Annotated in this window: 22 protein-coding genes; 14 read left to right on the forward strand and 8 right to left on the reverse strand. The window is 38.8% G+C overall.

What is annotated here, in order from left to right; translation table 11 throughout:
- Positions 1–113 precede the first annotated feature (113 nt).
- On the forward strand, positions 114–1,223 hold the full coding sequence (locus KK060_RS13025) for an NAD(P)/FAD-dependent oxidoreductase (RefSeq protein ID WP_254154176.1): 1,110 nt from the start codon (positions 114–116) through the stop codon (positions 1,221–1,223).
- Positions 1,224–1,228: 5 nt separating this feature from the next.
- Here the strand turns inward: KK060_RS13025 and KK060_RS13030 are convergent, their stop codons facing one another.
- Positions 1,229–2,119 carry a UbiA family prenyltransferase gene (locus KK060_RS13030; protein ID WP_254154177.1) on the reverse strand — a complete coding sequence of 297 codons (891 nt, stop codon included), beginning with the start codon at positions 2,117–2,119 and terminating at the stop codon, positions 1,229–1,231.
- 47 nt (positions 2,120–2,166) lie between these two features.
- Between KK060_RS13030 and KK060_RS13035 the strand changes: the two genes are divergently transcribed.
- Genes KK060_RS13035 through KK060_RS13045 form a run of 3 tightly spaced genes read left to right on the forward strand, consistent with a single transcriptional unit; the run spans position 2,167 to position 4,559 of the window.
- On the forward strand, positions 2,167–3,264 hold the full coding sequence (locus KK060_RS13035; RefSeq protein ID WP_254154178.1) for a type III polyketide synthase: 1,098 nt from the start codon (positions 2,167–2,169) through the stop codon (positions 3,262–3,264).
- Between the two features lie 3 nt (positions 3,265–3,267).
- Positions 3,268–3,975 carry a methyltransferase domain-containing protein gene (locus KK060_RS13040; protein ID WP_254154179.1) on the forward strand — a complete coding sequence of 236 codons (708 nt, stop codon included), beginning with the start codon at positions 3,268–3,270 and terminating at the stop codon, positions 3,973–3,975.
- A 38-nt stretch (positions 3,976–4,013) separates the two neighbouring features.
- Positions 4,014–4,559 carry a hypothetical protein gene (locus KK060_RS13045; protein WP_254154180.1) on the forward strand — a complete coding sequence of 182 codons (546 nt, stop codon included), beginning with the start codon at positions 4,014–4,016 and terminating at the stop codon, positions 4,557–4,559.
- Between the two features lie 56 nt (positions 4,560–4,615).
- Here the strand turns inward: KK060_RS13045 and KK060_RS13050 are convergent, their stop codons facing one another.
- Positions 4,616–8,389 (reverse strand): PKD domain-containing protein, encoded by a 3,774-nt coding sequence (locus tag KK060_RS13050; RefSeq protein WP_254154181.1) that lies wholly within the window; start codon positions 8,387–8,389, stop codon positions 4,616–4,618.
- Between the two features lie 353 nt (positions 8,390–8,742).
- Between KK060_RS13050 and KK060_RS13055 the strand changes: the two genes are divergently transcribed.
- The 7 genes from KK060_RS13055 (at position 8,743) to KK060_RS13085 (ending at position 16,678) form a co-directional block, all read left to right on the forward strand.
- Positions 8,743–9,060 carry a hypothetical protein gene (locus KK060_RS13055; RefSeq protein WP_254154182.1) on the forward strand — a complete coding sequence of 106 codons (318 nt, stop codon included), beginning with the start codon at positions 8,743–8,745 and terminating at the stop codon, positions 9,058–9,060.
- 22 nt (positions 9,061–9,082) lie between these two features.
- Complete coding sequence (locus KK060_RS13060) at positions 9,083–9,601, forward strand: DUF4097 family beta strand repeat-containing protein (RefSeq protein WP_254154183.1); 519 nt, start codon at positions 9,083–9,085, stop codon at positions 9,599–9,601.
- A gap of 131 nt (positions 9,602–9,732) precedes the next feature.
- Complete coding sequence (gene corA / locus KK060_RS13065) at positions 9,733–10,683, forward strand: magnesium/cobalt transporter CorA (protein WP_254154184.1); 951 nt, start codon at positions 9,733–9,735, stop codon at positions 10,681–10,683.
- A gap of 24 nt (positions 10,684–10,707) precedes the next feature.
- Positions 10,708–11,589, forward strand: coding sequence for a TolB family protein (locus KK060_RS13070; RefSeq protein WP_254154185.1), 882 nt, complete (start codon positions 10,708–10,710; stop codon positions 11,587–11,589).
- A 47-nt stretch (positions 11,590–11,636) separates the two neighbouring features.
- Entirely contained in the window at positions 11,637–12,272 is a 636-nt protein-coding gene (locus KK060_RS13075) for a deoxynucleoside kinase (protein WP_254154186.1), read from the forward strand.
- Between the two features lie 94 nt (positions 12,273–12,366).
- Positions 12,367–15,756 (forward strand): amidohydrolase family protein, encoded by a 3,390-nt coding sequence (locus tag KK060_RS13080; protein WP_254154187.1) that lies wholly within the window; start codon positions 12,367–12,369, stop codon positions 15,754–15,756.
- 169 nt (positions 15,757–15,925) lie between these two features.
- Positions 15,926–16,678 carry a sulfite exporter TauE/SafE family protein gene (locus KK060_RS13085; RefSeq protein WP_254154188.1) on the forward strand — a complete coding sequence of 251 codons (753 nt, stop codon included), beginning with the start codon at positions 15,926–15,928 and terminating at the stop codon, positions 16,676–16,678.
- Here the strand turns inward: KK060_RS13085 and KK060_RS13090 are convergent.
- Complete coding sequence (locus KK060_RS13090; protein WP_254154189.1) at positions 16,662–17,567, reverse strand: 1-aminocyclopropane-1-carboxylate deaminase/D-cysteine desulfhydrase; 906 nt, start codon at positions 17,565–17,567, stop codon at positions 16,662–16,664. The two genes, KK060_RS13085 and KK060_RS13090, sit on opposite strands and share 17 nt — an antisense overlap.
- Before the next feature lie 100 nt (positions 17,568–17,667).
- Between KK060_RS13090 and KK060_RS13095 the strand changes: the two genes are divergently transcribed.
- On the forward strand, positions 17,668–18,720 hold the full coding sequence (locus tag KK060_RS13095; RefSeq protein WP_254154190.1) for a PA0069 family radical SAM protein: 1,053 nt from the start codon (positions 17,668–17,670) through the stop codon (positions 18,718–18,720).
- Positions 18,721–18,801: 81 nt separating this feature from the next.
- Here the strand turns inward: KK060_RS13095 and KK060_RS13100 are convergent, their stop codons facing one another.
- From KK060_RS13100 to KK060_RS13110, 3 genes are all read right to left on the reverse strand, one after another.
- A complete protein-coding gene (locus tag KK060_RS13100) occupies positions 18,802–19,485 on the reverse strand; it encodes a hypothetical protein (protein WP_254154191.1) in 684 nt (227 codons plus the stop codon).
- Between the two features lie 85 nt (positions 19,486–19,570).
- Positions 19,571–21,247 (reverse strand): glycoside hydrolase family 43 protein, encoded by a 1,677-nt coding sequence (locus KK060_RS13105; RefSeq protein WP_254154192.1) that lies wholly within the window; start codon positions 21,245–21,247, stop codon positions 19,571–19,573.
- Between the two features lie 282 nt (positions 21,248–21,529).
- Entirely contained in the window at positions 21,530–21,892 is a 363-nt protein-coding gene (locus KK060_RS13110; RefSeq protein ID WP_254154193.1) for a VOC family protein, read from the reverse strand.
- 446 nt (positions 21,893–22,338) lie between these two features.
- Between KK060_RS13110 and KK060_RS13115 the strand changes: the two genes are divergently transcribed.
- Positions 22,339–23,166 carry a hypothetical protein gene (locus KK060_RS13115; protein WP_254154194.1) on the forward strand — a complete coding sequence of 276 codons (828 nt, stop codon included), beginning with the start codon at positions 22,339–22,341 and terminating at the stop codon, positions 23,164–23,166.
- A gap of 79 nt (positions 23,167–23,245) precedes the next feature.
- Here the strand turns inward: KK060_RS13115 and KK060_RS13120 are convergent, their stop codons facing one another.
- On the reverse strand, positions 23,246–23,653 hold the full coding sequence (locus tag KK060_RS13120; protein ID WP_254154195.1) for a DoxX family protein: 408 nt from the start codon (positions 23,651–23,653) through the stop codon (positions 23,246–23,248).
- 113 nt (positions 23,654–23,766) lie between these two features.
- Between KK060_RS13120 and KK060_RS13125 the strand changes: the two genes are divergently transcribed.
- On the forward strand, positions 23,767–24,105 hold the full coding sequence (locus tag KK060_RS13125; protein WP_254154196.1) for a winged helix-turn-helix transcriptional regulator: 339 nt from the start codon (positions 23,767–23,769) through the stop codon (positions 24,103–24,105).
- 228 nt (positions 24,106–24,333) lie between these two features.
- On the opposite strand, the gene KK060_RS13130 is transcribed toward KK060_RS13125, so the two are convergent.
- On the reverse strand, positions 24,334–24,726 hold a 393-nt coding region (locus KK060_RS13130; RefSeq protein WP_254154197.1), incomplete at its 5' end, for a hypothetical protein.

Below are 24,726 nucleotides of genomic sequence, written 5' to 3' on the forward strand. Positions count from 1 at the left end.
TACTGTATATAACGTATTCCAGGGTTAAAAGAGATTCCTTTTTTTGAAATTTTTTACGCTTTTATATTTCAGTTATAAGGTTACCTTTAATAACCATATAATTATTTCGAAAATTGAAGAACATCGCAATCGTAGGTGGAGGTTTAGCGGGTCTTGTTTCAGGTATCCAGTTAGCAAAAAAAGGAGTGCCATGTGCAATTTTTGAGCGGAAGGATTACCCTATAAACCGCGTTTGCGGAGAATACATTAGTAACGAAACGCTTTCTTTTTTAAAACAAAATAATTTATACCCCGAAAATTTTAATCCTCCGCAAATTTCTTTTTTGCAACTATCATCTGTTAGTGGACATTCTGCCACAATGCTGCTTGACCTCGGTGGCTTTGGTATAAGCAGATACGCTTTTGATCATTTTTTATACAAAAAAGCCGTGGAGGCTGGTGTAAAGATTCACACAAATACTGAGGTATTAGATGTAGTTTACAACAACACTAAGTTTAACATTGAGCTCGAATCTTCAACACACAGTGCTAATCTTGTAATTGGCACATTTGGCAAGCGATCACGGCTGGATACACAACTCAGGAGAAAGCACCTAACGCGAAGGTCTCCCTATGTTGGAATAAAATATCATGTTAAGAGTAATCATCCTGAAAATGTAATAGCACTTCACAATTTTTCTGGGGGGTATTGTGGCGTAGTAAATGTTGAGAATGGTATTACAAACATATGTTACCTTGTTCATCGTGATGTAGTAAGAAGGTTTAAGAACATCTCAGAAATGGAAAAGCATGTTCTTTTTAAAAATCCAAATTTAGAGAAACTATTTAAGGAGGCGGTTTTTACAGATAACAAACCCCTTGTGATAAATGAAATTTCATTTGCGACGAAAGGGCCTGTTGAACACCATATGCTGTTGGCGGGTGATGCTGCAGGTATGATAACACCACTGTGTGGCAATGGTATGGCTATGGCAATTCGTAGTGGGAAGTTGATTAGTGAAATCTCTTTTAAATTTTGTGAGGATAAAATAACAAGAGACAAGCTCGAGACTGATTACAGAAAAGCATGGTCTAAATTGTTTTCACAACGGCTTATGTTAGGAAGAATAGTGCAGAAATTATTCGGTAACTCTTTCACATCTGATTTTGCTGTGAAGCTTATGCTTCACTCTTCTTCAATAGCCCAATTAATTGTTAGGAATACACATGGCAAACCGTTTTAATGTTATTACAAAAACTGGTGTACTTGGGTAGTATTAAAAAAGAGGTAAAGAAAAAAAAGATTAAGACAAGTTGCTGAAATATAGTTAAGCGCCATTGTGCGGCCATAGTCAGCGTTGTTTTTATTCCTCAAGACGAGCATCAGCCAGTAGAAAAAATACAATAGCACGGGTAAAACTGCCATAAGAAAAATCATAGCGTACTTACTCGAAAAGTATAGATTTAAGTAAAGTAGAAAGCAAGAGAGAGCAACACCAAAAACGATGATAGAAAAATAAAATGTTCCTTTAACTCCAAGCTTTAAACTTATTGTAGTGTCTCCCCTTTTACTATCTTCCTCATGTTGATACACTTGTGTTAAGGGATAGTTGGCCCAAAGCATTAAAGACGTTAATATGCCCGGTATGATTACGTTAGGTCTTAAAGCTATAGAAATAGGGAAGTCATTCACGCCAACATAACACATGAGAAATGTAAATAACCCCTGAAAGATGCCGGTGATAACAAGACTTGTAAAGGCATATTTTTTTAATCTTATAGATGGATGACTATAAGCTTTAGATACTAGTCCATAAATTAATAACATCACAGCAAAAGTTAAGTTTAACTTCAGATAACCTAAAATTATTGCTAAAGCATCAAGTAAAAGAGAAAGATAGTAAAGACCTGTTTTGGTAGGGGGAGGATTCTTGAGGCCGCCTATGCTTTTTTCGTCCTTATCAAAATAACTGTTGTAACCGTTGCTTGCAGGGTAAAGAAGAAAATGAATGATAAAAAAGACCCAAAACAATCTTAACTCATTTAGATTAGGAGAAATAGAAAGCGAGAATAGAAATATTGGTAATAGAAAAAAGGAAAAAGGAATGCGGAGATGGAGTAAAGAAGACTTTGAAAACATATTTAAACTTTAAAACAAGTTAGTAGTTTTTCTTATAATTGATACGAATGAGTTTAATAACAGCTATCGCTACGGCAACGCCCGATAATAAATTTACACAGTCAGTCATCGCTGATTTTATGCTTCGTAAAATGACGCTGCATAACGGGGATAGCAGAAAGCTTAAAACAATATTTAAGTTAAGTGGAATATCGTACAGGCATTCAGTATTATCCGATTATGGTAAATCGGATAATTTTGAATTTTATCCTGAGGATGGAAATGCGATTTTCCCAACCACGCAGAATAGATTAGATACATTTAGGGCGCAGGCTCTTCCACTAAGTTTACTGGCTATTGAAAAGTTATGGACTAGCGCTACGGTATCAGCAAAAGAAATTACCCATCTGATTGTTGTAAGCTGTACGGGAATGTATGCCCCTGGTTTAGATATAGATATTGTACAGCACGCCGCATTGAACACAACAGTGCATCGTACTGCAATAACATTTATGGGATGTTACGCTGCATTCAATGCTTTAAAAATTGGTGATGCTTTTTGCAAGAGTAACCCCAAGGCAAAGGTGTTGATTGTATGCACCGAGCTTTGCAGTATACATTTTCAAAGAGGAGCATCAGAAGACAACTTAATCGCGAATGCATTATTTGCGGATGGTTCTGCAGCCCTTATTATGGAGAGTGAAACCACCAGCAAACTACAACTGGAGGTTGAGGGATTTCACAGTGATCTTGCGCCTAAGGGTAGTAATGACATGGCGTGGAATATCGGCGATTTCGGTTTCGAAATGAAATTATCTGCATATGTTCCTGATATCATTCAGGGTGGTATTGCAGCATTAACACAGACGCTTCTTAGAAGTTTATCTATCAGCTTTTCAGATATTAAACACTTTGCGATACATCCGGGAGGAAAAAAAATACTTGAAGCTATAGAAAAGGAACTGGGAATAACAAAGGAGCAAAATAGGGCGGCTTATCATGTGCTGGAGAATTACGGAAATATGTCGTCTCCAACAGTGCTATTTGTATTAGAAGAATTGATCAATCGCTTGGCGCGGAATAATAAAGGTGAAAATATTTTGAGCTTTGCCTTTGGTCCTGGTCTTACGCTTGAAAGTATGATCTTAAAGATTAATTCGATTTAAAGTATGCCTGACTTTTCCCAGCGTTCTTACGAGGAAGAAATTATGGATGACCTGGGTGCTTCAGGTGCAATAATTGATGTTACGTTAAAAGAGCTTGAAACAATCAACCTTTTGCTCGGTGGTAATTACGTAACGGTAAACGGTGTAAACACTTTAATAAAGAATATTGATAGAACAAGAAAATTAAGCATTGTCGACTTAGGCTGCGGCAGTGGAGATATTCTCAGGTTGATAAGAAAATCTCTTAATAAGAGGCAAATCAATGCAGATTTAATAGGCGTTGATGCCAATCCAAATATTATTGCTTATGCAAAAAAACACAATGCAAAAGAATCAGGAATTCATTTTGAAGCACTTAATATTTTTTCAGAAGAATTTAAGACCAGACAGTTTGATATAGTTACCGCTACTTTATTCTTCCATCATTTTACCAACGACCAACTCATCAGCTTCTTTGCTCAGTTAAAAAACCAGGTTCGCATAGGCATTGTAATCAACGACATTCACAGGCACTGGTTTGCCTACTATTCAATAAAATGGCTTACAAAGCTGTTCTCTAAGTCCACCATGGTTATTAACGATGCTCCTCTTTCGGTAATGCGCGCCTTTAAAAAGGTTGAATTGGAGAATATCCTCCAAAATGCGGGAATTAAAAACTATAAAATTAAATGGATGTGGGCTTTTAGGTGGCAAATAATTATTTCTATTTAATAATTTCTGGCTCAATTTTTCCTTTAAACTCACTAGATATGAAATCTACTATCCCCTTTTTATTACTTGTTGCGGTTTTATCCGCGTGCTCTTCAAGTCCCTTTGGAACAAAAGTTAAAGAACCTTTTCGCGGAAATGCCTATGAGTCAAATAACCGATTTTTTAGGGCAACAGGTAAAGGAGAAAGCTCAGAAGATAATATTGCCCGCGGAAAAGCAGATATTGATGCAAAGTCAATGTTGGCCGGGCAAGTAAATACTACCATGAAACAGGTTGCTGATCAATACCTGGGTCAGACAGAGAACACTGAAGCAGCAGATGTGGCAGACAAATTTCAAAGCCTCGTTCGGCAGGTTATGAATACCGATATCGCAGATCTGAGAAAAATAGGGGAACAGAAGTACTTTGATAAAAAGACAAATAAGTATACCGTATTTATAGCTTACGAAATTAAAAAGAATGCCATGTTTCGTTTCATGAAGAAGCAGGCAAAAGTAGATAAGACAGTAAGCGAAAAACAACGGGCTGTTATTGAGAAATTAATAGATGAGGAGTTAGAAAAAGCGGAAGCAGAAGAAAAATAGTTAGGTTTAAAATTCGAGAAAGCCTTCCTCATAACGAGGAGGGCTTTTTTTATTCGCTAGCGTTGAACATGTATAAAGCCTTTGTATTGCTTATCAGAACGAAAGTTGTTTTTGAATGCATAGTAGTAGATGCCTGTTGCAACGTCATCGCCCTTCCATTGGTTTTGATAATGGTTACTTTCATACACCGTTCCTCCCCACCTGTTATAAATAATTAGTTCCCAATCACTTTTCTCAAGACCGAGGATCTCGAACAATTGGTTAAAGCGATCACCGTTAGGAGTAAAGATATTCGGAATAAGGTCAATGTCTCCTTGTACAGGAACGTTCTTGGGTATTTCACTTGTACATCCTGTGGCAGGATCTGTTAATTGAAGAACCACTGGATGAATTCCTATTTCAAAAAACACTTTATTGGCTTTTGGTATACCTAAAAAAGTTTCATCTGGAAACAACCAGTCTGCAACCAATGTTCCATTTGCCAGCGAAGTGAAAATAACTTGCTCTTCAACAAAAGGATAAGCAGGTTTAAAAGTGAAATCGCCTTCTGGTGATTTGTTTACGAGCATTTCATTTGCCTTATATCGCACAGTGCAGTTGTCAGCATTTGTTAAGGCAATAATCGGCTGAAATTTTCCAGAAACACTATATACATGTGAAATCAGTGTATTCGTATTACTCTCAACGTTCCCATCACCAAAATCCCATTGCGCTGATACGGTATTGATGTATTCTGCCTTAAAGAGAATAGAGTCATTGGTACAATTAAATGGATTCAGCGAAGCAAACTTGCCTATAGGTCCATCAACAAAAATGAAATTTTTTATCTCCAGCGTATCGCTGCAACCATAAGCATCTGTTACTTCCAGCGAAACATCATATTTTCCAGGGAAGTAATAGCTATTGGTAGGATGTTCTATTACGGATTGTTGCTCATCGCCAAACTTCCAGGACCACGCAACTGCACCGATTGAAGTACTGACAAAGGGAGTAATTAAAGGCGGACAATCTGTAATAGTTTGTGATGAAGTAAAGTCTGCAACTGGTTTAATTATTTTTATAAAACTCTCCTCTTTAAATTCCTGTTCACATCCGTATAAGTCAGCGACGCGCGCCGTAAGTGCATAAGAACCTAGCGAAGTATAGCTTACAGATGGACTCCATGAGTTAGATGTTTGCCCATTTCCCAAATCCCATGCAACGCTTGCTGCGTTAGCAGGGGTAGAATTTATTTGGATGACTTCATTTAAGCATGCCGCTGGACGTGTTGTATTAAAATTAATCTTGGGTAAGGTAAACGCAAGGCTGTCCGGCAATACAACCACACATGTGGCCACAGGGTTGGTAACCTTAAGTGTCACATAGTATTTGCCGAAAGCAGTGTAGGTTTGAGTAGGAGGCAATTTTTCATTCCCATCAATTTTATCACCGTCACCGAAGTCCCACTCTCGGGAGACAATATCAGGAGATGCGGTGCTCTCGTCCTTAAATGTTACTTTTAACTCCTTGCAATCACTTACTGGTAAGTCGAAACTGAATTTCCCGTCAATGTCAGCTACAACAATAGGATGAGGCAGTGCAAATGTTTTTGAACATTGCGCCGAATCTTTTACTGTTAATGAAGTGGCATAACTTTGAGCAGTTGGATACGTTTTAGCAGGACTAAGTCTTTGACCATAGCCAAAAGTCCCATCTCCAAAACTCCAAACCCATTCTTTGGCATGCAAGGAACTATCTGAAAAAGTAACAGGTACATTCTTACATACTGAGTCTGGGTAAACGCCGTACCTCGCAACGAGCTCCTGAATGACCACATCTTTTGTAATAGAAAATGCAGCACAACCATCTTTCTGTGCCGTTAGTGTTACTGGATATTTGTCCTGCAAAATAAAAGTATGTTTCGGGTTAAAATCAGTGCTTGTTTTACTGTCACCAAAATCCCAGACACATGATGAACCAGAAGAAGTGATGTTGGTAAAACGTGGTGTGTATGGGTTGTTGCAATCTTTTTCAAAGGTGAAATCAACCAACGGCCCTTTTACTTTAATAGCGTTAGAAATTACTTTTACATTTTTACATCCGGCGTTTTTTGCGATTAAAGAAATAGTGTAAGTCCCTGGGGCCTGATAAATTTTACTAATAGTCGCAGCGCCAGATACAGTATCTCCTGGAGCAAGAACCCAACAGTAAGTATCCGCTTTAGTAGTGGAATTAAAGGTTACTACATCTGTATTTGTACAAACTGTATTTTTATCTATTGTAAAATTTGCAATAGGAGTTATATTCGAAACCTTTACCAACGCGTTAGTTGTGCTGGCACATCCAATTGAATTCTTTACTGTTAATTTTACTGTGTAAGAGCCTTCTTTTGTATAAGTATGTTTAGGTTTTGTTAGTGTCGATTTTTGATTATCACCAAAATCCCATTCCGCATTCCAGGAGGCGTCTCCTATGCTTTCAAATTGGACATTAAAAGGGGCACATCCTGAAAGCGTAGGTTCATTAGAGCAGGAATTTTCTTTAGCAGGATAAATAGAGGCGACAGGGTTATCCGTAATTGAAATTTGCTTCTGTATCTCCGAAGGGCATTGAAGGGCGTTATAGGCAATCAATTTTACATTAAAGGTGCCCGCTGAAGCGTATACATGGTTAGGATTAGGTTCTGAAGAAAAAATATTATCTCCAAAATCCCATAATAAAGACGTGTTGTTCTTTGACGTATTTGTAAATGAAATAGTGCGATCACATGCTGGCTTATAAGTAAAATTAGCACTGGCGGAATTTACAATTTCTATGAGTTTGGTCTGTTTAACAGGACAGATGTCAGTAGTCGCCGTGAGGGTAACAGTATATTTTCCTGCTTGAACATATTGTGTCTTTGGCGTAGCATCTGTTGATGTTTTTCCATTTCCAAAATCCCAGTGATACGATTTAATGCCATTTGATGACGGCACCGTAAACTCAATCTCACTGTTAATACAAGCCTGGTTTTTATCTGCGAAAATATCATATCCTCCTATTCCTACATTAATCGTTTTTTCAGTAGTGTGTTCACATCCATAATCACCTTTAACTGTAAGGTTCACTTTATAACTACCTATTTTCGTAAACGTAAATTGGCCGTTCTTCTGTGTTGATGTTCCTTCGCCGCCGAAGTCCCATGTATAGGAAAGATTACCAGGACCTATTGAATTGTTAGTAAAATCTACGTTAGCCGGAGCGTTACAAAAGAAGGTTGTAGCACTAAAGTCAGCTTTTATGGGATGGACCTTTATTATGTTATTTTTTGCTACTACACCTTGGCATCCTTGAGCATTAGTTGCCACTAACGTTACTGAAAAATCTCCCGCAGTTTTATATTCATACTTTGGGCTTACATCGTTGCTTGTATTTCCATCGCCAAAAACCCACAGATAGTTACTTATAACTGCTGCATCATCAGTGGAAGTATTGGTAAACTGCACTGGTCTTATTGGGCAACCTTCAACATAACTGAAGTTAAAATTAGCCGTAGGTTTATCATAAACAGTAATAGTATGTGTCTTGGTGCTGCTGTTATTAATAGTTAATGTAACTGTATATGTACCTTTGGTATCAAAGGTTACTGTTGGATTTTTCTCAATAGATGTGTTATTGGTAGCTTTTCCAAATGTCCAGCTCCATGAGTTAGCACTACTTGATTTATCCAGAAATTTAACTTGAAATGGAGCGCAACCTGTAAAAGATCCACTTTCTGTAGTGAAATCTGCTGCCTGACCAAAGGAAAACGACCTAGATAGGAATAGAGTAAAGACTAAGAAAGCAAAGGCTTTCAAATAGAGGTGGGGCATGATCAAAGGGATAATTTTTTTATTGCAAATTACACGTTTTGCTCATGTGCTGTTTGGCGATGTAAGAAAGAACGCATTCTTCTGTCACAGAACTACTTATAGATGTCTAATCGCTCTAAACAATTATAAATGCCCTTTTCCCAAAACGTTGCTCAATACCTTGTTTTTCTTGAATATTAACAGTTTTAAGAGCGAGCGGCCTTTTTGTCAGTTCTAGTTTTCTGCTATTGCTCTGCTACTCGTCTCCTACTCCTGCTACTTCTGCCATTATTACAGCAACTATTACCCTGTTTTACCTTGGTAGTAACCTAAAAGAGTCGTTGTACGTCTGTGTATTAAAAACATATTATCCTGTGAAAAACCTCCTTTTTGCCATTGTAATGCTTTCATTCTTTTCACTTGCCTTCGGGCAGAATGGAGAATTCCACCTCGATAAGGAGTATAGCATAAATAAAACAGGGATGTTAGATCTCGCAGCATCCGATGCGAAAGTCTTTATTACAGGCTCTGATCGTACCTCTGCGCATATCAGGATTAATAGGAAAATTGAGGCGAAAGGATGGACTAAGGGAGGGGAGAATTTTAAGGTAGAAGTTGAAGAGTCAGAAGGGAATATTAAAGTCAGGGAGAAAAATAATTTCTACAAGTATTTCTTTTGGCTACTATCGTGAAGAATATAAAATTGAAATAGAGTTGCCTAAAAGTGTAAGCTTGTTGGTTAGGGGTGATGATGGCGATTACTATATAAAAAACATAAACGGCTCCATCTCTTTGAGTCTGGACGATGCGGATGCTGAACTAAGCGACTGCGGCGGTTATAGTTTTACTTTTAGATTTGATGATGGTGATTTGAAAATGAATAGAGGTAAAGGGAAAATACAACTTGATGCAGATGATTCTGATGTGAGAATTTACGATGCAGCTTTTACTTCGATTGATGCAGACATAGATGATGGTAGTATATACCTTGAAACTTCACTAAGTGATAACGATTCTTACAGGCTTAACTCACAAGATGGTGGAATATCCTTGGTAGTAACAGCTGGTGGCGGTGAGTTTGATATCAGCCATGACGATGCTGGCATTCGATGCGACGACTCCTTTAAAAAATTGGAAGTAAGCGAAGAACACACACGGCTCTCTCTTAACAACGGTAAAGCGAAAGTTACGATTCGTTCCGATGATGCTTCTATAAAGCTGGCCTCGAAATAACATTTATAACATGCCCTGTCCGGTGCTTTTCATATAAAAGCAATTATTTCATTTCAATTATTGTTAATTCTGGGTTAAAAGTGGTTTGTTATTGAAATATTGATAATAAATTGCTGCAGCATCCTGGAACGATGATACGTGTTTATACAGTTACAAATGGTAAAATAGATCAGTACAAGAATCCTCCTTTAGCAGAGATTCTTGAATACAATGATGTTGTTTGGGTGGATCTGCAAACGCCTACCCAGCAGGAACGTGAATTCATTGAGAAGAATTTTAAGATCGAATTTTTTACCACGCAGGAAGCCCAGGAAATTGAAAGCAGTTCGCGTTTTCTCGAAACAGAAGAGACCATAGAGATAAACCTTGGTTTTATCTCCACCGAAGGAGAATTTAATGTTCAGAACGTAACATTTATTCTCAAAGGCAGTATTCTGTTTACTTACCGGCAGGGCGATAACAAAACATTTGCAGAGACAGTAAGAAGGCTTAAGACTATGAACGCAGAGACCAAAGCCCATGGTCTCGATATTTTTCTTACAATTCTCGAAGCAAGGATTGACGGTGATGCCGATTTGATCGAAGGAATTAATAGAAGGATTAACCACGTCAGTCGGGCCCTTCTTTCTCAACGATCACTTAAGGAAGACCTGCTTTTAGGTATAGCACAACTTCAGGAGAACGTAATGTTGCTGCATCAAACTATTACGGAAAAACAAAGAGTGGTTAGCTCACTCATCCGTATACCCGAGTTTAATAAACGTGAGAACGAACGACTCACAATTGTTATACGAGATATTGCCTCTCTTTTACAACACTCACAGTTCAGCTCAGAACGATTAGAGTACCTGCAAAATACTTTCCTTGGTTTGAGTAATATTGAACAGAACCAGGTCATAAAGATTTTTACTGTAGTAACTGTGGTTTTCATGCCGCCAACGCTCATCGCTAGTATCTATGGCATGAACTTCAAATTTATGCCTGAGCTCAATTGGATGGCAGGATATCCCTTTGCCATTGGTCTGATGATCTTTTCGTCGTTACTATTCCTTTGGTATTTTAAACGAAAGAAGTGGCTTTGATGGCCGTCTTTTTTAATCATAATTATGAAGAAGGGTTTATTACTTGTGATCTTCTCCGTTTTTGCTTTAAACTATTTTCTTAAAGCACAACCTGCCACTGAAATTTTTCTTTTTGATCTTTCTGTTAAAAAGAACGCAGTCCAGATTTCCAACCCTGTTAATATCACAAACCGTAGGGGTTACGATAATCAACCGTATTTTCATCCTGATAAAACAATCTTATATTATGTATCGGAAGATTCAGTGGGAAGAACAGATATTTTTCAGTACAACTACTTAACAAAACAAACAAGGCGATTAACACATACACCTGAACGGGAATACTCTCCAACTGTAACTCCCGATAAAAGATATATTTCCTGTATCATTCAACGGGACAATGGAGCACAGGACTTAGGTAAGTACCCTATTGATGGTGAAGCTACGCCAACGATTTTAATTAGTGATCAGGTGATAGGTTATCATGCATGGGCCGATAGCCAGAATGCAGCGGTACTGGCATTGCCGAAGCCATACAGTTTACACTTGATTAATTTTAAGACAAAAAAAGATTCAATACTCACAGACTCTGTCGGCAGGTCACTGCATAAAGTGCCAGGAGAGAATGCAATTAGCTTTGTTCAACAGTTAAAAGATAATGTCTGGATGATAAGAAAGGTAGTGTCAGAGCCAATGAAGATAAATGACATTACCATTAGTATGCTTTCAAAGGAACATGACATGGCATGGACTCCAGACTTAAAAATTATCATGAGTAATGAGTCTAAACTCTTTTTCATCAATACAAAAGGAAAGGGAGAATGGAAAGAAGTGTCAATCGATGGAAATATCACTGGGAAATCGTTTACAAGAATTGCAGTAAATAATAAGGGAGATAAGCTTGCATTGGTGATCAGCGAAGATTGAATCTTGTAAACATTATAGCTACATTCGTGGTCTAATTTTCAAGAACATTGTCTAAATCTCTCAAACACATTGCTATCTGTGGCAATATAGGCTCAGGAAAAACTACGCTTGCGCTTAAACTAGCTAAACATTATGGATGGGAAGCACTGATTGAATCGGTTGATGATAATCCTTATTTGAGAGATTTTTATAATGACATGACCCAGTGGGCATTTCATGTTCAAATCTATTTTTTAAACAGCAGGTTTAAACAAATAAACACAATACGCACAAGCGAGAAAATAACGGTCCAGGACCGCACCATTTATGAGGATGCATACATCTTCGCTGCTAACCTCTTTAAGAGCGGGCACATGAGAGAACGTGATTATCGGAGCTACCTCGACATCTTTAACTCCATGATTCAATACGTACAACCTCCCGACCTCCTTGTTTATCTGAAAGCTGATATACCAAAACTGGTGCATCAAATACAGAAAAGGGGAAGAGATTATGAAGACGCCATCAGATTAGATTACCTCAAGCATTTGAATGCGCACTACGAAGAATGGATCAGCAGCTATAACTTGGGCAAGCTGCTTATTGTAGATGTTAATAATCTCGATTTTGTAGAGCGCGTAGATGATTTCGCTTATGTCGTGAATAAGATAGACCTGGAACTCAACAATCTATTCGACCTTTAAAATATTACCTTCTTTTTTTAACCACTCCCGTAAATTGGGATTGATAGCAACGTAATAAATCCTGATCTTGCTTTAACCTAAGAAATACCTGATTATGAAAAAGTATATCTGCTGCATGCTACTGCTCGCCAGCTCACTCGGCTACAGTCAGCAAATGGACACACTGAAAACAAAACCCGACAGTGTCAAAAATCAAAAACAAAAGAAAAGAGAGTTTCTTCCGCTCGAAGCGGCAAGAAAAATAAAGATCTCAAGTACTGAAGGATCCTGGATGTCTCTTGATGTATCACCCGATGGTAAAACAATTGCGTTTGATTTCCTGGGAGACATTTATCTGCTTCCTTTTACAGGAGGTAAAGCAAAACCTTTTCTTAAGGATATGTCTTTTGAATCTCATCCAAAATTCAGTCCTGACGGAAAGAACCTGCTTGTAATATCCGATAGAAGTGGTGCTGAAAACGTATGGCGCTTTTCTTTAGACAGAAAAGATTCATTGCAGATTACGAAAATGACTTCAGATTATTTTCAGTCAGCGGAATGGACTCCTGATGGAAATTATATCGTAGCATCGAAAGGGAGAAGAAATCTTAAACTATGGTTGTATCATAGAGATGGCGGAGGTGGTGCCCAGTTAATCAGCAAACCTGATAACTTAAAAACCATTGAGCCTGCTTTCGGCAATGATGGAAGACATATCTATTTTTCTCAGCGTACCGGTGCATGGAACTATAACGCGCAGCTGCCTCAATATCAAATAGGTCTTTACGACAGAGAGACAGGCGAGGTGGATACAAGAACAGAACGCTACGGCTCAGCCTTTGCGCCAACATTATCTCCTGATGGCAAATGGCTCGTGTATGGTACCCGTTATAATGATAAAACAGGTTTGATCATCCGGGATCTGAAATCTGGCGTCGAGAAGTGGCTTGCTTATCCTGTTCAGCGCGATGAGCAGGAGTCAATCGCACCCATGGGCGTTCTTCCTGCTATGTCCTTCACCCCTGATAGCAAAGAAGTTGTAGCATCATATGGAGGAAAGATCTATCGTATTCCTGTAGCTGGTGGAAATGCAATAGAAATACCTTTTGAAATCAACACAGAAATAGAACTAGGGCCTAAGCTTGATTTTAAGTATCCGATTAAGGATGACAAAGACATGACAGTTACTCAAATCAGGGATGGCAAGGTTTCACCTGATGGAAAGCAACTTGCATTTACGGCATTGAACAGATTATACGTTATGGATCTTCCAAATGGTACACCGAGGCGCGTTAGCAATTTCGATTTTACAGAAGCAATGCCTGCATGGAGTCCTGATGGAACACAACTCGCATGGGTAAGCTGGGAGAATAATGGCGGAAATATTTATAAGATAAATGCGAAGTCAACATCGGCGCGTCCTGTTAAACTCACGTCTACACAAGCGTTGTATACTGAACCTGCCTGGTCGTACAAGAACAATAGAATAGTTTTCATGATTGGATCATCCCAGTTCTTTCAGGATGCCGAAGGGCCGTACGCTTTTTCAAGCAAGGAGAACCTAGCATGGATTTCAGCTGATGGCGGTGCAATTACAGTTGTTGATAAGGCTAAAGGAAGAAGCTTCCCGCATTTCGTTAAATCAGACGATCGTATTTATCTCTATCATCGCAGCAAAGGTCTTGTATCTCTGCGGTGGGATGGTACGGATGAGAAAGATCACCTGAAAGTAACAGGTATTACAACGTATGGTACGTCATTCGAACAGCATTGCATGTTAGTGGAGTCTGCATCGGAACCACAGCGCGAACCTTCTAATGCTGAATATATCCTGATGGCACCCGATGGAGATCAGGCCTTGGCACAAATTAATAATGAAATTTATGTAGTGTCAGTGCCAAAGGTAGGTGCTGAAGCGCCAAAGATTTCTGTTTCTGATCCTTCAAATGCACAGTTCCCTTCGCGTAAGCTAACGAAGATCGGAGGCCAGTTTGCAAGCTGGAGCAACGATGGAAAGAAGGTATTCTGGTCTATCGGTAACGCCTTCTTTACATATAACCTCGATGAAGCAAAAGCAAAAGAAGAAGAGGTTAGAAAGAAAAAAGAAGCGAAGGAGAAGGCTGAAGCGGAAAAAGAAAGAAAAGATGACGACAAGAAGAATAAAAAGGATGGCGATGAAGAGAAGAAAGAGGATACATATAAGCCAGCTGAATTACGAGTTAAGGTAAAAGTCTTAAGAGACATCCCCGACGGAAAGGCTTTGCTTATGAACGCAAGGATCATTACAATGAAAGGTGATGAAGTTATCGAATCAGGAGATGTACTTATTGAAGGCAACCGCATTAAGAAAGTTGGTCCCGCAGGTTCAATAGCAGTAGACGGCTCTGTTCAGAAGATTGATCTGCAAGGTAAGACGATAATGCCCGGCTTTGTAGACACCCACGCTCACATGTGGCCTACATGGGGCTTGCATAAAAATCAGGTATGGATGTATGCTGCCAATCTTGCTTACGGTGTAACTACAACACGTGACCCGCAAACAGGTACAACAGATGTTCTTACTTATGCGGACCTTGTCGATGCCGGAAAAATTGTAGGTCCACGCATCTATTCAACTGGTCCTGGTGTCGGTTATTGGTCTTACAATATTAAAGACCTTGACCAGGCAAGAGATATTTTGAAACAGTACTCCGAATACTACAATACCAAATACATCAAAATGTATTTGGTGGGTAACAGGCAGCATCGCCAGTGGATCATCATGGCAGCGAAGGAGCAAGGTCTAAAACCTACTACTGAAGGTGGACTTGATTTCAAGTTAAACCTGACACAAATTATAGATGGATATCCAGGACATGAACATTCATTCCCTATCTATCCGCTTTATAAAGATGTTTCAAAGCTTGTAGCAGAATCAAATACAGCATATACACCTACGTTGCTTGTTTCCTATGGTGGCCCTTGGGCAGAAAATTACTATTACGCAACAGAGAATGTTAACGGTGACCCTAAACTCAATTTCTTTACACCAAAAGGTGAGTTAGACGCTAAATCAAGAAGAAGAGGAAGCTGGTTCATGTATGAAGAACATGTTTTCCCTGATCATGCTAAGTTTGTAAATGATTTGATAAAAGTGGGAGGTAATGCAGGTATTGGTTCCCACGGCCAACTTCAGGGTCTTGGTTATCACTGGGAATTGTGGTCAGTGCAGTCTGGTGGCATGTCTAACCATGATGCGCTTAAAGTTGGAACTATTCATGGTGCTAAAGCGCTTGGACTTGATGGTGATTTAGGATCAATAGAAGCAGGCAAACTTGCTGATCTGATTGTGTTAGATAAGAATCCATTAGAGAACATCAGAAATTCCAACACCATCAACAAGGTGATGATGAATGGAAGAATGTATGATGGTAACACGTTGGATGAAGTATATCCTATTTCAAGAAAGATAATGAATACATGGCAACAAAGCCAGCCAATAGGCACGCCCGGAGTAAGAGAATAATATTTTAAAATAAAGATGAGTTTGTCTCAAAAGTCGGACCGTATACTCGACGCGATGACGGAACCTATTAAGACTTTTGAGACAGCTCATCTTTTATTACACACACAAATGAACCCGGTCTCATTTTGTAAGTAGATGAGGTCAATTACCAGTATAGACACAAATTACATTGATAGATCTTTTCTCGTTTAGCTTTTCGTTTGCTCATCTGTTGCTTTTCTTTCTGGTAGCACTTCTTATTGGCATGTCTAAAACTGGAGTACATGGTGCAGGCATGCTTGCCGTGCCATTGCTTGCCGTGGTATTTGGCGGCCAACGTTCAAGTGGTATCATGCTGCCGATTCTATGCATTGCAGATGTATTGGGTGTTTGGTATTATCATCGCCACGCATCATGGCATCACTTAAGAAGATTATTTCCATGGGCAGCTTTGGGCACCTTAATGGGGACATTGATTGGAGGAAGCATTGATGATCACATGTTTAAGATGATCATGGCGGTCATCATTTTGCTCAGCGTAATCATTATGATCTGGCTTCAGCGCCACAAAGAAGATATCCCTGATAATTATTGGTTTGCCACCAGCGCAGGAGTTATTGGAGGATTTACTTCAATGATAGGAAATCTTGCAGGATCAGTAATGGCGGTTTATTTCCTGGCTATGCGGCTACCCAAGAACACGTTTATAGGAACAAGTGCGTGGTTCTTTTTAGTAATGAACTGGTTTAAAGTTCCATTCCACGTCTTTAGCTGGAAAACAATTACTGTCAATAGTTTCCTGCTTAACCTCTCTGCATTACCCGTAATAGCATTGGGTGCCTATTTTGGAATTATTATAATCAGGAACATCAACGAGAAAACCTATCGCTGGTTTATTATTACAATGACTTTGATCGCTTCTTGCCTTATGCTTCTTTCATAAGAGACGCAGCTCCCTGTAGCCCCCCAGTATGAATAGCAAGTAGGGTAGAGCCCTTTTCAAATTTTCCATCAGCTATTTCCTTATAGATAGCCCACATCATCTTTCCTGTATATATCGGGTCAAGAGGCAGGCCGTGTTTCGCTTTCATCGCTCTTATGAAATCTATAAGTTCTCTGTTTACCTTAGCATATCCGCCATGATCATACGCCGTTAGTAATTGAAAGTTCTTGTATTTCTTCCCGGAGAAAGCTTCTGCCATTGACAACACTTCGCCATTGAGAAACTCTCCATCTTTGAGAACAGATATTCCTATTAATTGTTTCTTGTGATCTAGCCCGCAAAGAATACCTGCCGCTGTGCCACCGGTACCCACTGGCAGTACTATGTAATCGTATGCAAGGTTCAGCAGTTCTTGTTCAGTAAACTCCTTACATCCTTTTACTGCATCTAAGTTACTTCCACCTTCCGGAACAAGATGAAAATTGCCATAGTGGGAATGCAAATAGTCAATAAAGTGTTTATCGTTCTTATTTCTGTATTCACTACGTGAAACAAAATGAAGGTCCATTCCCTTATTGGTGGCAAACTGCAATGTATTATTTAGCGGCTCTACTCGCTCACCCCTGATGATTCCAATAGATTTTAATTGTACCTCATCACAAGCTGCTGCTGTTGCATAAATATGATTTGAAAAGGCACCGCCAAATGTCAGAACTGTTTTATGGGAAGAGGCGAGCGCCTTTTCGAGGTTGTATTTCAGTTTCCACCATTTGTTTCCGGAAATATACGGGTGGTTCAAATCTTCCCGTTTAATAAGCAAACGCACGCCTGCCTCGCGAAACAGATCTTCTTCAATCTCTTGAATAGCGGTGTAGTTATAAAGAAGCAAGCTTTTTTAACAAAGATAGTTGGTTAAAGCGTTGAATCTAAAATCTAAGTATATTAGTTTTATAACTAAATAAATTAGTCTTCAATAAAGCGGCCATTGTATGGAAGAGGAATATTTTAAAGGACGAGGCGCCCAGATAAAAACAAAGAATAAGTACTTAAAGGCGGAGTATGTTGAGGAGCACGTCGAGGGCCTTGATGAACCTTTATATTCTGCTCCTACTACACAAATCTTTTATGAGAGTCCTAAAAAGATCGTAAACAAAGTTACAAGTCCTGACTTGTCTATGATGTATTCCATGAATCCTTACCAAGGCTGTGAGCATGGGTGTATTTATTGCTATGCCAGAAATTCTCATGAATACTGGGGCTTTAGTGCTGGGTTGGATTTCGAAAGCAAGATCGTTGTTAAAGAGAATGCGCCTCAGCTATTAGAGAAATTTATACTTCATCCTGATTGGCATCCGGTTCCCATTTCTGTTTCCGGTAATACAGATTGTTATCAGCCCTTAGAAAGGAAGTTTGAAATCACGCGAAGGATACTTAAAGTATTTGCACAGTACAGGCATCCGCTGGGCATGATAACGAAGAACAGCCTCATCACACGTGATATCGATATATTGTCAGATCTTGCCAAAGACAATCTTGTTCATGTATACATCTCCATCACAACATTAAATGAAGACCTGAGAAGAGTTATGGAACCTCGGACAGCCAGCGGAGTAAAGAGACTCAAAACCGTTGAGGCACTTTCTAAAGCCGGAATTCCTGTTGGCATTATGAATGCTCCTATTATCCCTGGCCTGAATCATCATGAAATACCTGATATAATAAAAGCCGCAGCAGACCATGGAGCTCTTGGCGCAGGAATGACCATAGTAAGATTAAATGGTTCAATAGGACAGATCTTCGAAGATTGGTTGCGAAAGAATTTCCCGGATCGATTTGAAAAGGTATGGAATCAAATCTGCTCCATGCATGGAGGCAATGTTAATGACTCGCAATGGGGAAGACGAATGTCAGGTGAAGGCAATTTTGCTGAAGCTATCCATCAACTCTTTAGAGTATCAAAAAAGAAATACTTTGGAGATAAAAGTCTGCCACCAATTGATCTAACCAAGTTCCGAAAAGGCGGAAATCTCAGCTTATTCTAGGGTCACGATCTCTTATTAATTGCTCGTCTTTGCCGCAGCGAGTAATATTTGAGAGGTCATTACAGGTAACCGAACCATTCTTCACAAATACACAATACCTTCAACAGTAACTTTGTACTTTCTATATTTAAACACTGCCTTCAATTTGCCGCGTTCTGATTTTTTCAAATGCTCTTTTGCATTGTAAGTAATAGTGTGAAATAATTTATTATCCCTGAATATGAATAGTTGAGTTCCGTTAAAATGGAATATATACTCCTCTACTGGCCATATAAAGGTAGCGCCGTGTTGTATTATGATACCTGACCATACCTTACTTCCTTTAGTAATCGCAAATCTGCCACTATCAACATAAAACTGTTGTTCTTGCGGATACAAAATCTCTTCAAGTATTTCGCCTGTCTTTTTAGACAAGATCAAAACGCCGTTCTTGTGAGATATAATAACTGCATTATCAGAAATATATTCCGGACATCTTAGAAAATCTTTCTGATCATTTATATCAACAGGTGCTTTGTTAGCCTCTTTAAATTGGTGTACAAAAGTACTTAGGGCAACATGTTTTCTCATTTGCTCTGGAACATCAATAGTCCATTGCACCTTACCTTCCTTTACATAATCCAGTGAAGCGAGATAAAATTCCTTGTATGCAGACGCAGTATCGTGAGGAACAGTCTTGTAAACCGAATGCGCATGCCATACAAGTTCTTGTGAAAATGCATGTGTAACGCAAAATAGAAGTAAGAGGTAAACCAGGCGAAACATGGTGTTTAAATAAGACCATTTATTATGCCAATTGTGCGCGAAAAAGACTTAAGGTTAGTAGTTAAGTTAACGGTTTACAATTGACTTATTTATACACCGAATCATTGCCTTCGTATTTCAGGTACTTAAATGATGCACTGTTTGATGTTTCTTTTCCTGATGAGGTCGCATACAATCCATAAAGGCAACCAATAAAACCTCCAGCAACATGCGTACTTAAGAATTTTGCATCAACTTTATCTTTGAGCAATACCCATTTGTTAGGTTCAAGTGCATATTCAAAGCTGTAGAAGGGTCCAGCTGCGTTAATTCGTAGCTTAACTTGTTGTGGCTCGGTTTTAAGTTGTACTTGTTCCAATAATTCCATAGTAGTGCTTTCGGTATTGCTTTTATAAAGTTGCAATACTGGTTTATGTTTATCATCCACAGATTTGCACAGATAATAGAAATGCTTTTCATCCTGGAAAATGATCAAGCCTGCTTTTTCATGATCAGCATTGGTTGAAAACTTTAATTCCGTTTCAGCGCTGCCAAACAGATGTTGTTGCCGTTTGCCAATAAAGGATGGGTTACCATACTCCATGCAAGTTTCAGGTTTGAGCTTTAAGGTAAGGCCTTTTGCTTTGCTTAGACTGAAGGAGCTGCTGTCTACTGTGCGCATGAACAACAGGGAGGGGTCGAGTTCTTTCTCAAAGGTGAGCGTATACGCAAAGTTGCCGCTCTGTGGCAAGGCGTTTTTCTGCTTTACTTCTTTGTAGTTTACCTGGTAGAACGTTTTTATCTCTTTGCTATCGGGGTTAATAATAGGCCATTCGTCCTTCCATGCAACAGGAGCAATAAAGGTTTCTCTTCCGGTGTTGTAGTAATTATCTTCGTACGGCCTTACAGCTAAAAACACTGCATATGTTTTTCCGTCGGGCCCCTCAACAAGCTGCGCATGGCCCGCTGATGTTACCGGATGCTTTCTGTCAGCAGGTAAATCTCTTTGTGTTAAGATCGGATTGTTCTCAAAGGGAATGTAAGGACCCCAGACGGATTTACTTCTGAAAACAACTTCCGAATGATTCACCGAAGTTCCTCCTTCCGCTGCATATAAGTAATACCAATTGTTGGCTTTTAAAATATGGGGACCTTCAATCCAAACTGGCTTCTTATTAATATCAACACCACCGTTGACCAGTATCTTTTGTTCACCTGCAACCTTAAGATTTACTGGATCGAACTCATACATGCGAATAGTTCTATGTCCTGAATAGAGCGGTTTGTCATCTGGAGCGTCACTGTTGTAGATGATATAAGCTTTGTTGTCATCAAAGAATAATGCGGGGTCGATACCCTTAACCTGCGGAAGCCAAATCGGGTTGCTCCAAGGCCCCGCTGGATCTTTGGCTGTTACTACAAAATTTCCTTCACGATCGATCAACGTGCAAGTGACATAGTAAGTACCATCATGATAATCAATTGAAGCAGCAAACAATCCTCGCGTCATGCGATGGCCTATGAAGTTCATCTGCGATGGCCTGCTGATCACATTACCGATTTGTTTCCAGTTCTTGAGATCCTTACTCTGAAACACAGGAAGCCCCGGAAAATAAGCGAAAGTAGAGTTGATCAGATAATAGTCAGAGCCAACCTTTACAATGCTCGGGTCGGGATAGAAACCAGAAAGAATAGGATTGACAATTGTGGTAGACTGTGCAAAGAGCGAATGAGTGATGCTGCAAAGGGTAATTAAAATACAAGTTTTAATAATCGATCTCATGTTACGGCGGTTCATGATTTAAGGGTTGTATTTACAAGTATATGAAAGATTCATGAAGAATACTTTCTTAAGCAATTTATGGATGAAGTGGGAAAATACAACCTTCCTTTGAATGAGTTGTTATGCTCAAGCCTGCGTTCTTAATATTGCGGCGCTGTACCGCCAGCGAGGCATCCTAAAGATACGATTACTTTATGTGGAGTGTCGTACGGCTTATTATGAAAAGCTTTTTATTGACTTTCCGTCAGGTGCTCTGTGTATAAAAATATAAAAAGGTTTGTTTTACCATTTCTGGATGATTATACCTATTTGCTCGTCCTTTATGGCAAATTCTCTTGCACCCCAGGGTCTTAATGTAATGACGCTTAGATTGGGATGCAGTAATTCAGGATGTGTGGCTTTCACCTTTTCGTATACCTCTTCAATGTTGTCCGTTACAAGCCTAAACTCTGGATTGTGCTCATCAGCATATTTATAGTCTTCGAATAAATTTACGCGTAAGTGGTCTTTTTCAACTACACATAAAGGATGTTTTGAATTAAGCTCATTGTAACCTATAGTAAACTCAAGGCAGTCGACAAAGGTCTTCAAGCCAGAATTAATGTCTTTGTAAAATACGTTTGGGACAAGTCTTGTAAATTTCATAGCCGTATTCTTTTAAGTATTGTAGTAAGGCACATTACAAAAGTGATTCTTTTCAGATTTACTTCCTCTTGATTAAGATCAAGAAATAAGTAAGTGAGATACGGTTATCATCTATAGTCGCTTGCCATTGTAACGTTAACAATAAATGTCATCCAATTTCCAGCTATCGGTCTGAGTAGGGCTTGGTCACTTTGGTGCAATCGTCCATGTTGGTGTTCTTCACCAACATGCGAGAAGAACCGAGATAAGAAATCAAATTTCTATAGTAAGACTCAAAGTAATTTAAAAACAACTGCCTCGATTAGGCTTTTAAGATGTGTGATCCAACATTTTAAGAAGCTGTCTTATCTTGAGCAAACTTATGCCTTCTATCGAATTATTTTTGGTAATGCCCAAAGACATTAGTAGATTTTAGTAATTTAATGATAATTATATAAGAATATTTAATGCATAATTTTATTCTTCTAGTCCAGGCGGTGTTACTATCGATATCTGTTACTGACTTATTTGGACAACGGATTAAGAAAACAGAGATAAAGGGTGTTGATGTTCAAATTTCTTATATAATAAAAACTGACACCAGTTTTGCAATAGGTAATGATTCCATGTTTTATATTTTGAATTCATCATTTGAAATAACAAAATCAGTGAGCCTTTCTAGATACAATATTCATTTAATTGGTGATTATAAAGTATCTTATACCTACAATTCCTTTTTGCTCTATTGGTCTTTGAGCGATTCTACTTTTTATCGTTACGACTTCAAAAATGATGTTGTTCATAAAGGGTATATTAAAAATATTAGCGATTGGTATTGTAAAATTGACACTACTTTTAATTACTTTTTTGATAAATCATTTTTAAATACTGATTGGGCTTTTAATGAAAAAAATGATTTATGTACGCCTACTTATAATCTTTTTTTGGATGATAAGAAGCATCTTTATTCTTTAAATTCAATTGTACTCTCGCGGTTTGACCCTAATGAAATATTTGGGCCAGTAGAGGTATTTCTTACAAATTTCTCTCCCTATGTGGATATATTGCATGTTAAGTCCAATGGCGTTTATTACTATGATCCAATAATAGATGAGGTCCAATTTTTAAATTTAAAGTCCCGGAAGCGTAAGTGTATTTATAAACTTCACGTTAAAGATGCGTTTACAAGTAATACTGTTGCTAACAGTATAAAGCCCGCATGCCGAAATGGGAACAGTATATTAGTCTTAAACCAATTCGAGGATACATTTGAAATTATTGAGATTAGACTTTAACAATGAGTTACTTGTCGATCACTCTCGCTCATGTTGGTGTTCTTCACCACATGCAAGAAGAAGTCTGAGTAGGGCTTGATCACTTTGGTGCAATCGGAGCCTTCTTTGTTCTGCCCCATACAATAAAAATGGAAAGGATTAAAAAGAAAATATTAATGCCTATCTGCGAGGCCTCTCCTCTCGTTATATGGAAAATACTAGCTGTAATCATCAATAGAATAATGCCATAAGTTGTATAGATTGTTATGTTAGGCTGGATATGAAGGAGCGCAGGGAGGACAAGCCCAAAGCCTGCAAGTAAGTCCAGTATGCCTGTGACTTTAACTAACATGCCTTGGCCTGCCGTCCATGGCCACATTTCAGCTAGTTTATCTCCTGGATGAGAAAGCTTCATATAAGCAGCCCATATAAAGCCGATAAACAAAATTAATTGTGCTGCCCAAAGGGAAAGGTTTAGTAGTTGTGATGGTTTCTTGTCACTTGTCATGATAATGTTTTCTAAAGTTGCCGGCAAATTAAGTACCTTTACTATGCATTTGATGGCACTTTCCGTTTGGATAGCGCTATCCAAATGGCAAGTAATGATAAAATGAAAGGCAAATGCTAGCTAAAGGTGGATGTCCGAAAACTATGCTCTCTATCAGTGATGCGCTTGAAGCTGTAGAAGGAAGATGGAAGTTGCTTATACTGTTTTCTCTGTCTGAAAAGCCAAAGCGATTTAAACAAATAGCGAAGGAGGTTAATGGAATAACAGATAAGATACTATCTAAAGAATTGAAGAACCTTGAAGCGAACAAACTTATCCGAAGAGATGTGTATGATACTTCTCCACCAACAATTAAATATTCTATAACACCGCATGGTATGTCGTTGGAAAGAGTTTTAGATGAACTTCATTTTTGGGGCCTGGCTCATAGAAAGACGATTATGGAACAGTAGTTTTATCTATTACATGGGAGAAGAACTGCGATAAGAAACCGGATTTCTACAGGAAGACTCAAGTAATTTAAAATTGCCCTCGTCCATGTTGGTGTTCTTCACCAACATGCAAGAAGAATTGAGATAAGAGATCACACTTCTATAGCACTCGTCCTTATAATTCAAAGTTTGCTCAACACAAAAAAGCCGCACCTCTCGGTGCGGCCCAAAACAAAATGGCTACTTTGACTACAGTACACTTTCAAATGTTGTCACCTTTCCAGGTCTGTCTGCGGCTTTAATGACCAATTTGCTTCCGGCAACATTGGCATTTGCAACTTTCACTTCATACTGCCAATAGTCTTTAAGCGCAGTGGCTTTCCCCGATTCTACTACTGTGCCATCAGCGCGCAGAATCTGTACGTCCATGTCCAGAATTTTACCATTCACCTCAGCTACAATGTAAATCAGGTTGCCCACGTTCCCTTTGTAGTTCTCTGCGTTTACACGCACAATCTTCGGCACTTTCAGAAAGTCAGCCACAGCAGCGCCATAAGCGCTTTTGGCTTTAAAATCTTTCTTCATAAGCTCATACGCTTCTTTCACCGCAGGGTCACCCAGTACAGACTTCGCATAGAACAC

Origin of the sequence: Chryseosolibacter indicum (assembly GCF_018598585.1) — a bacterium.
Lineage (GTDB): Bacteria > Bacteroidota > Bacteroidia > Cytophagales > Cyclobacteriaceae > Chryseosolibacter > Chryseosolibacter indicus.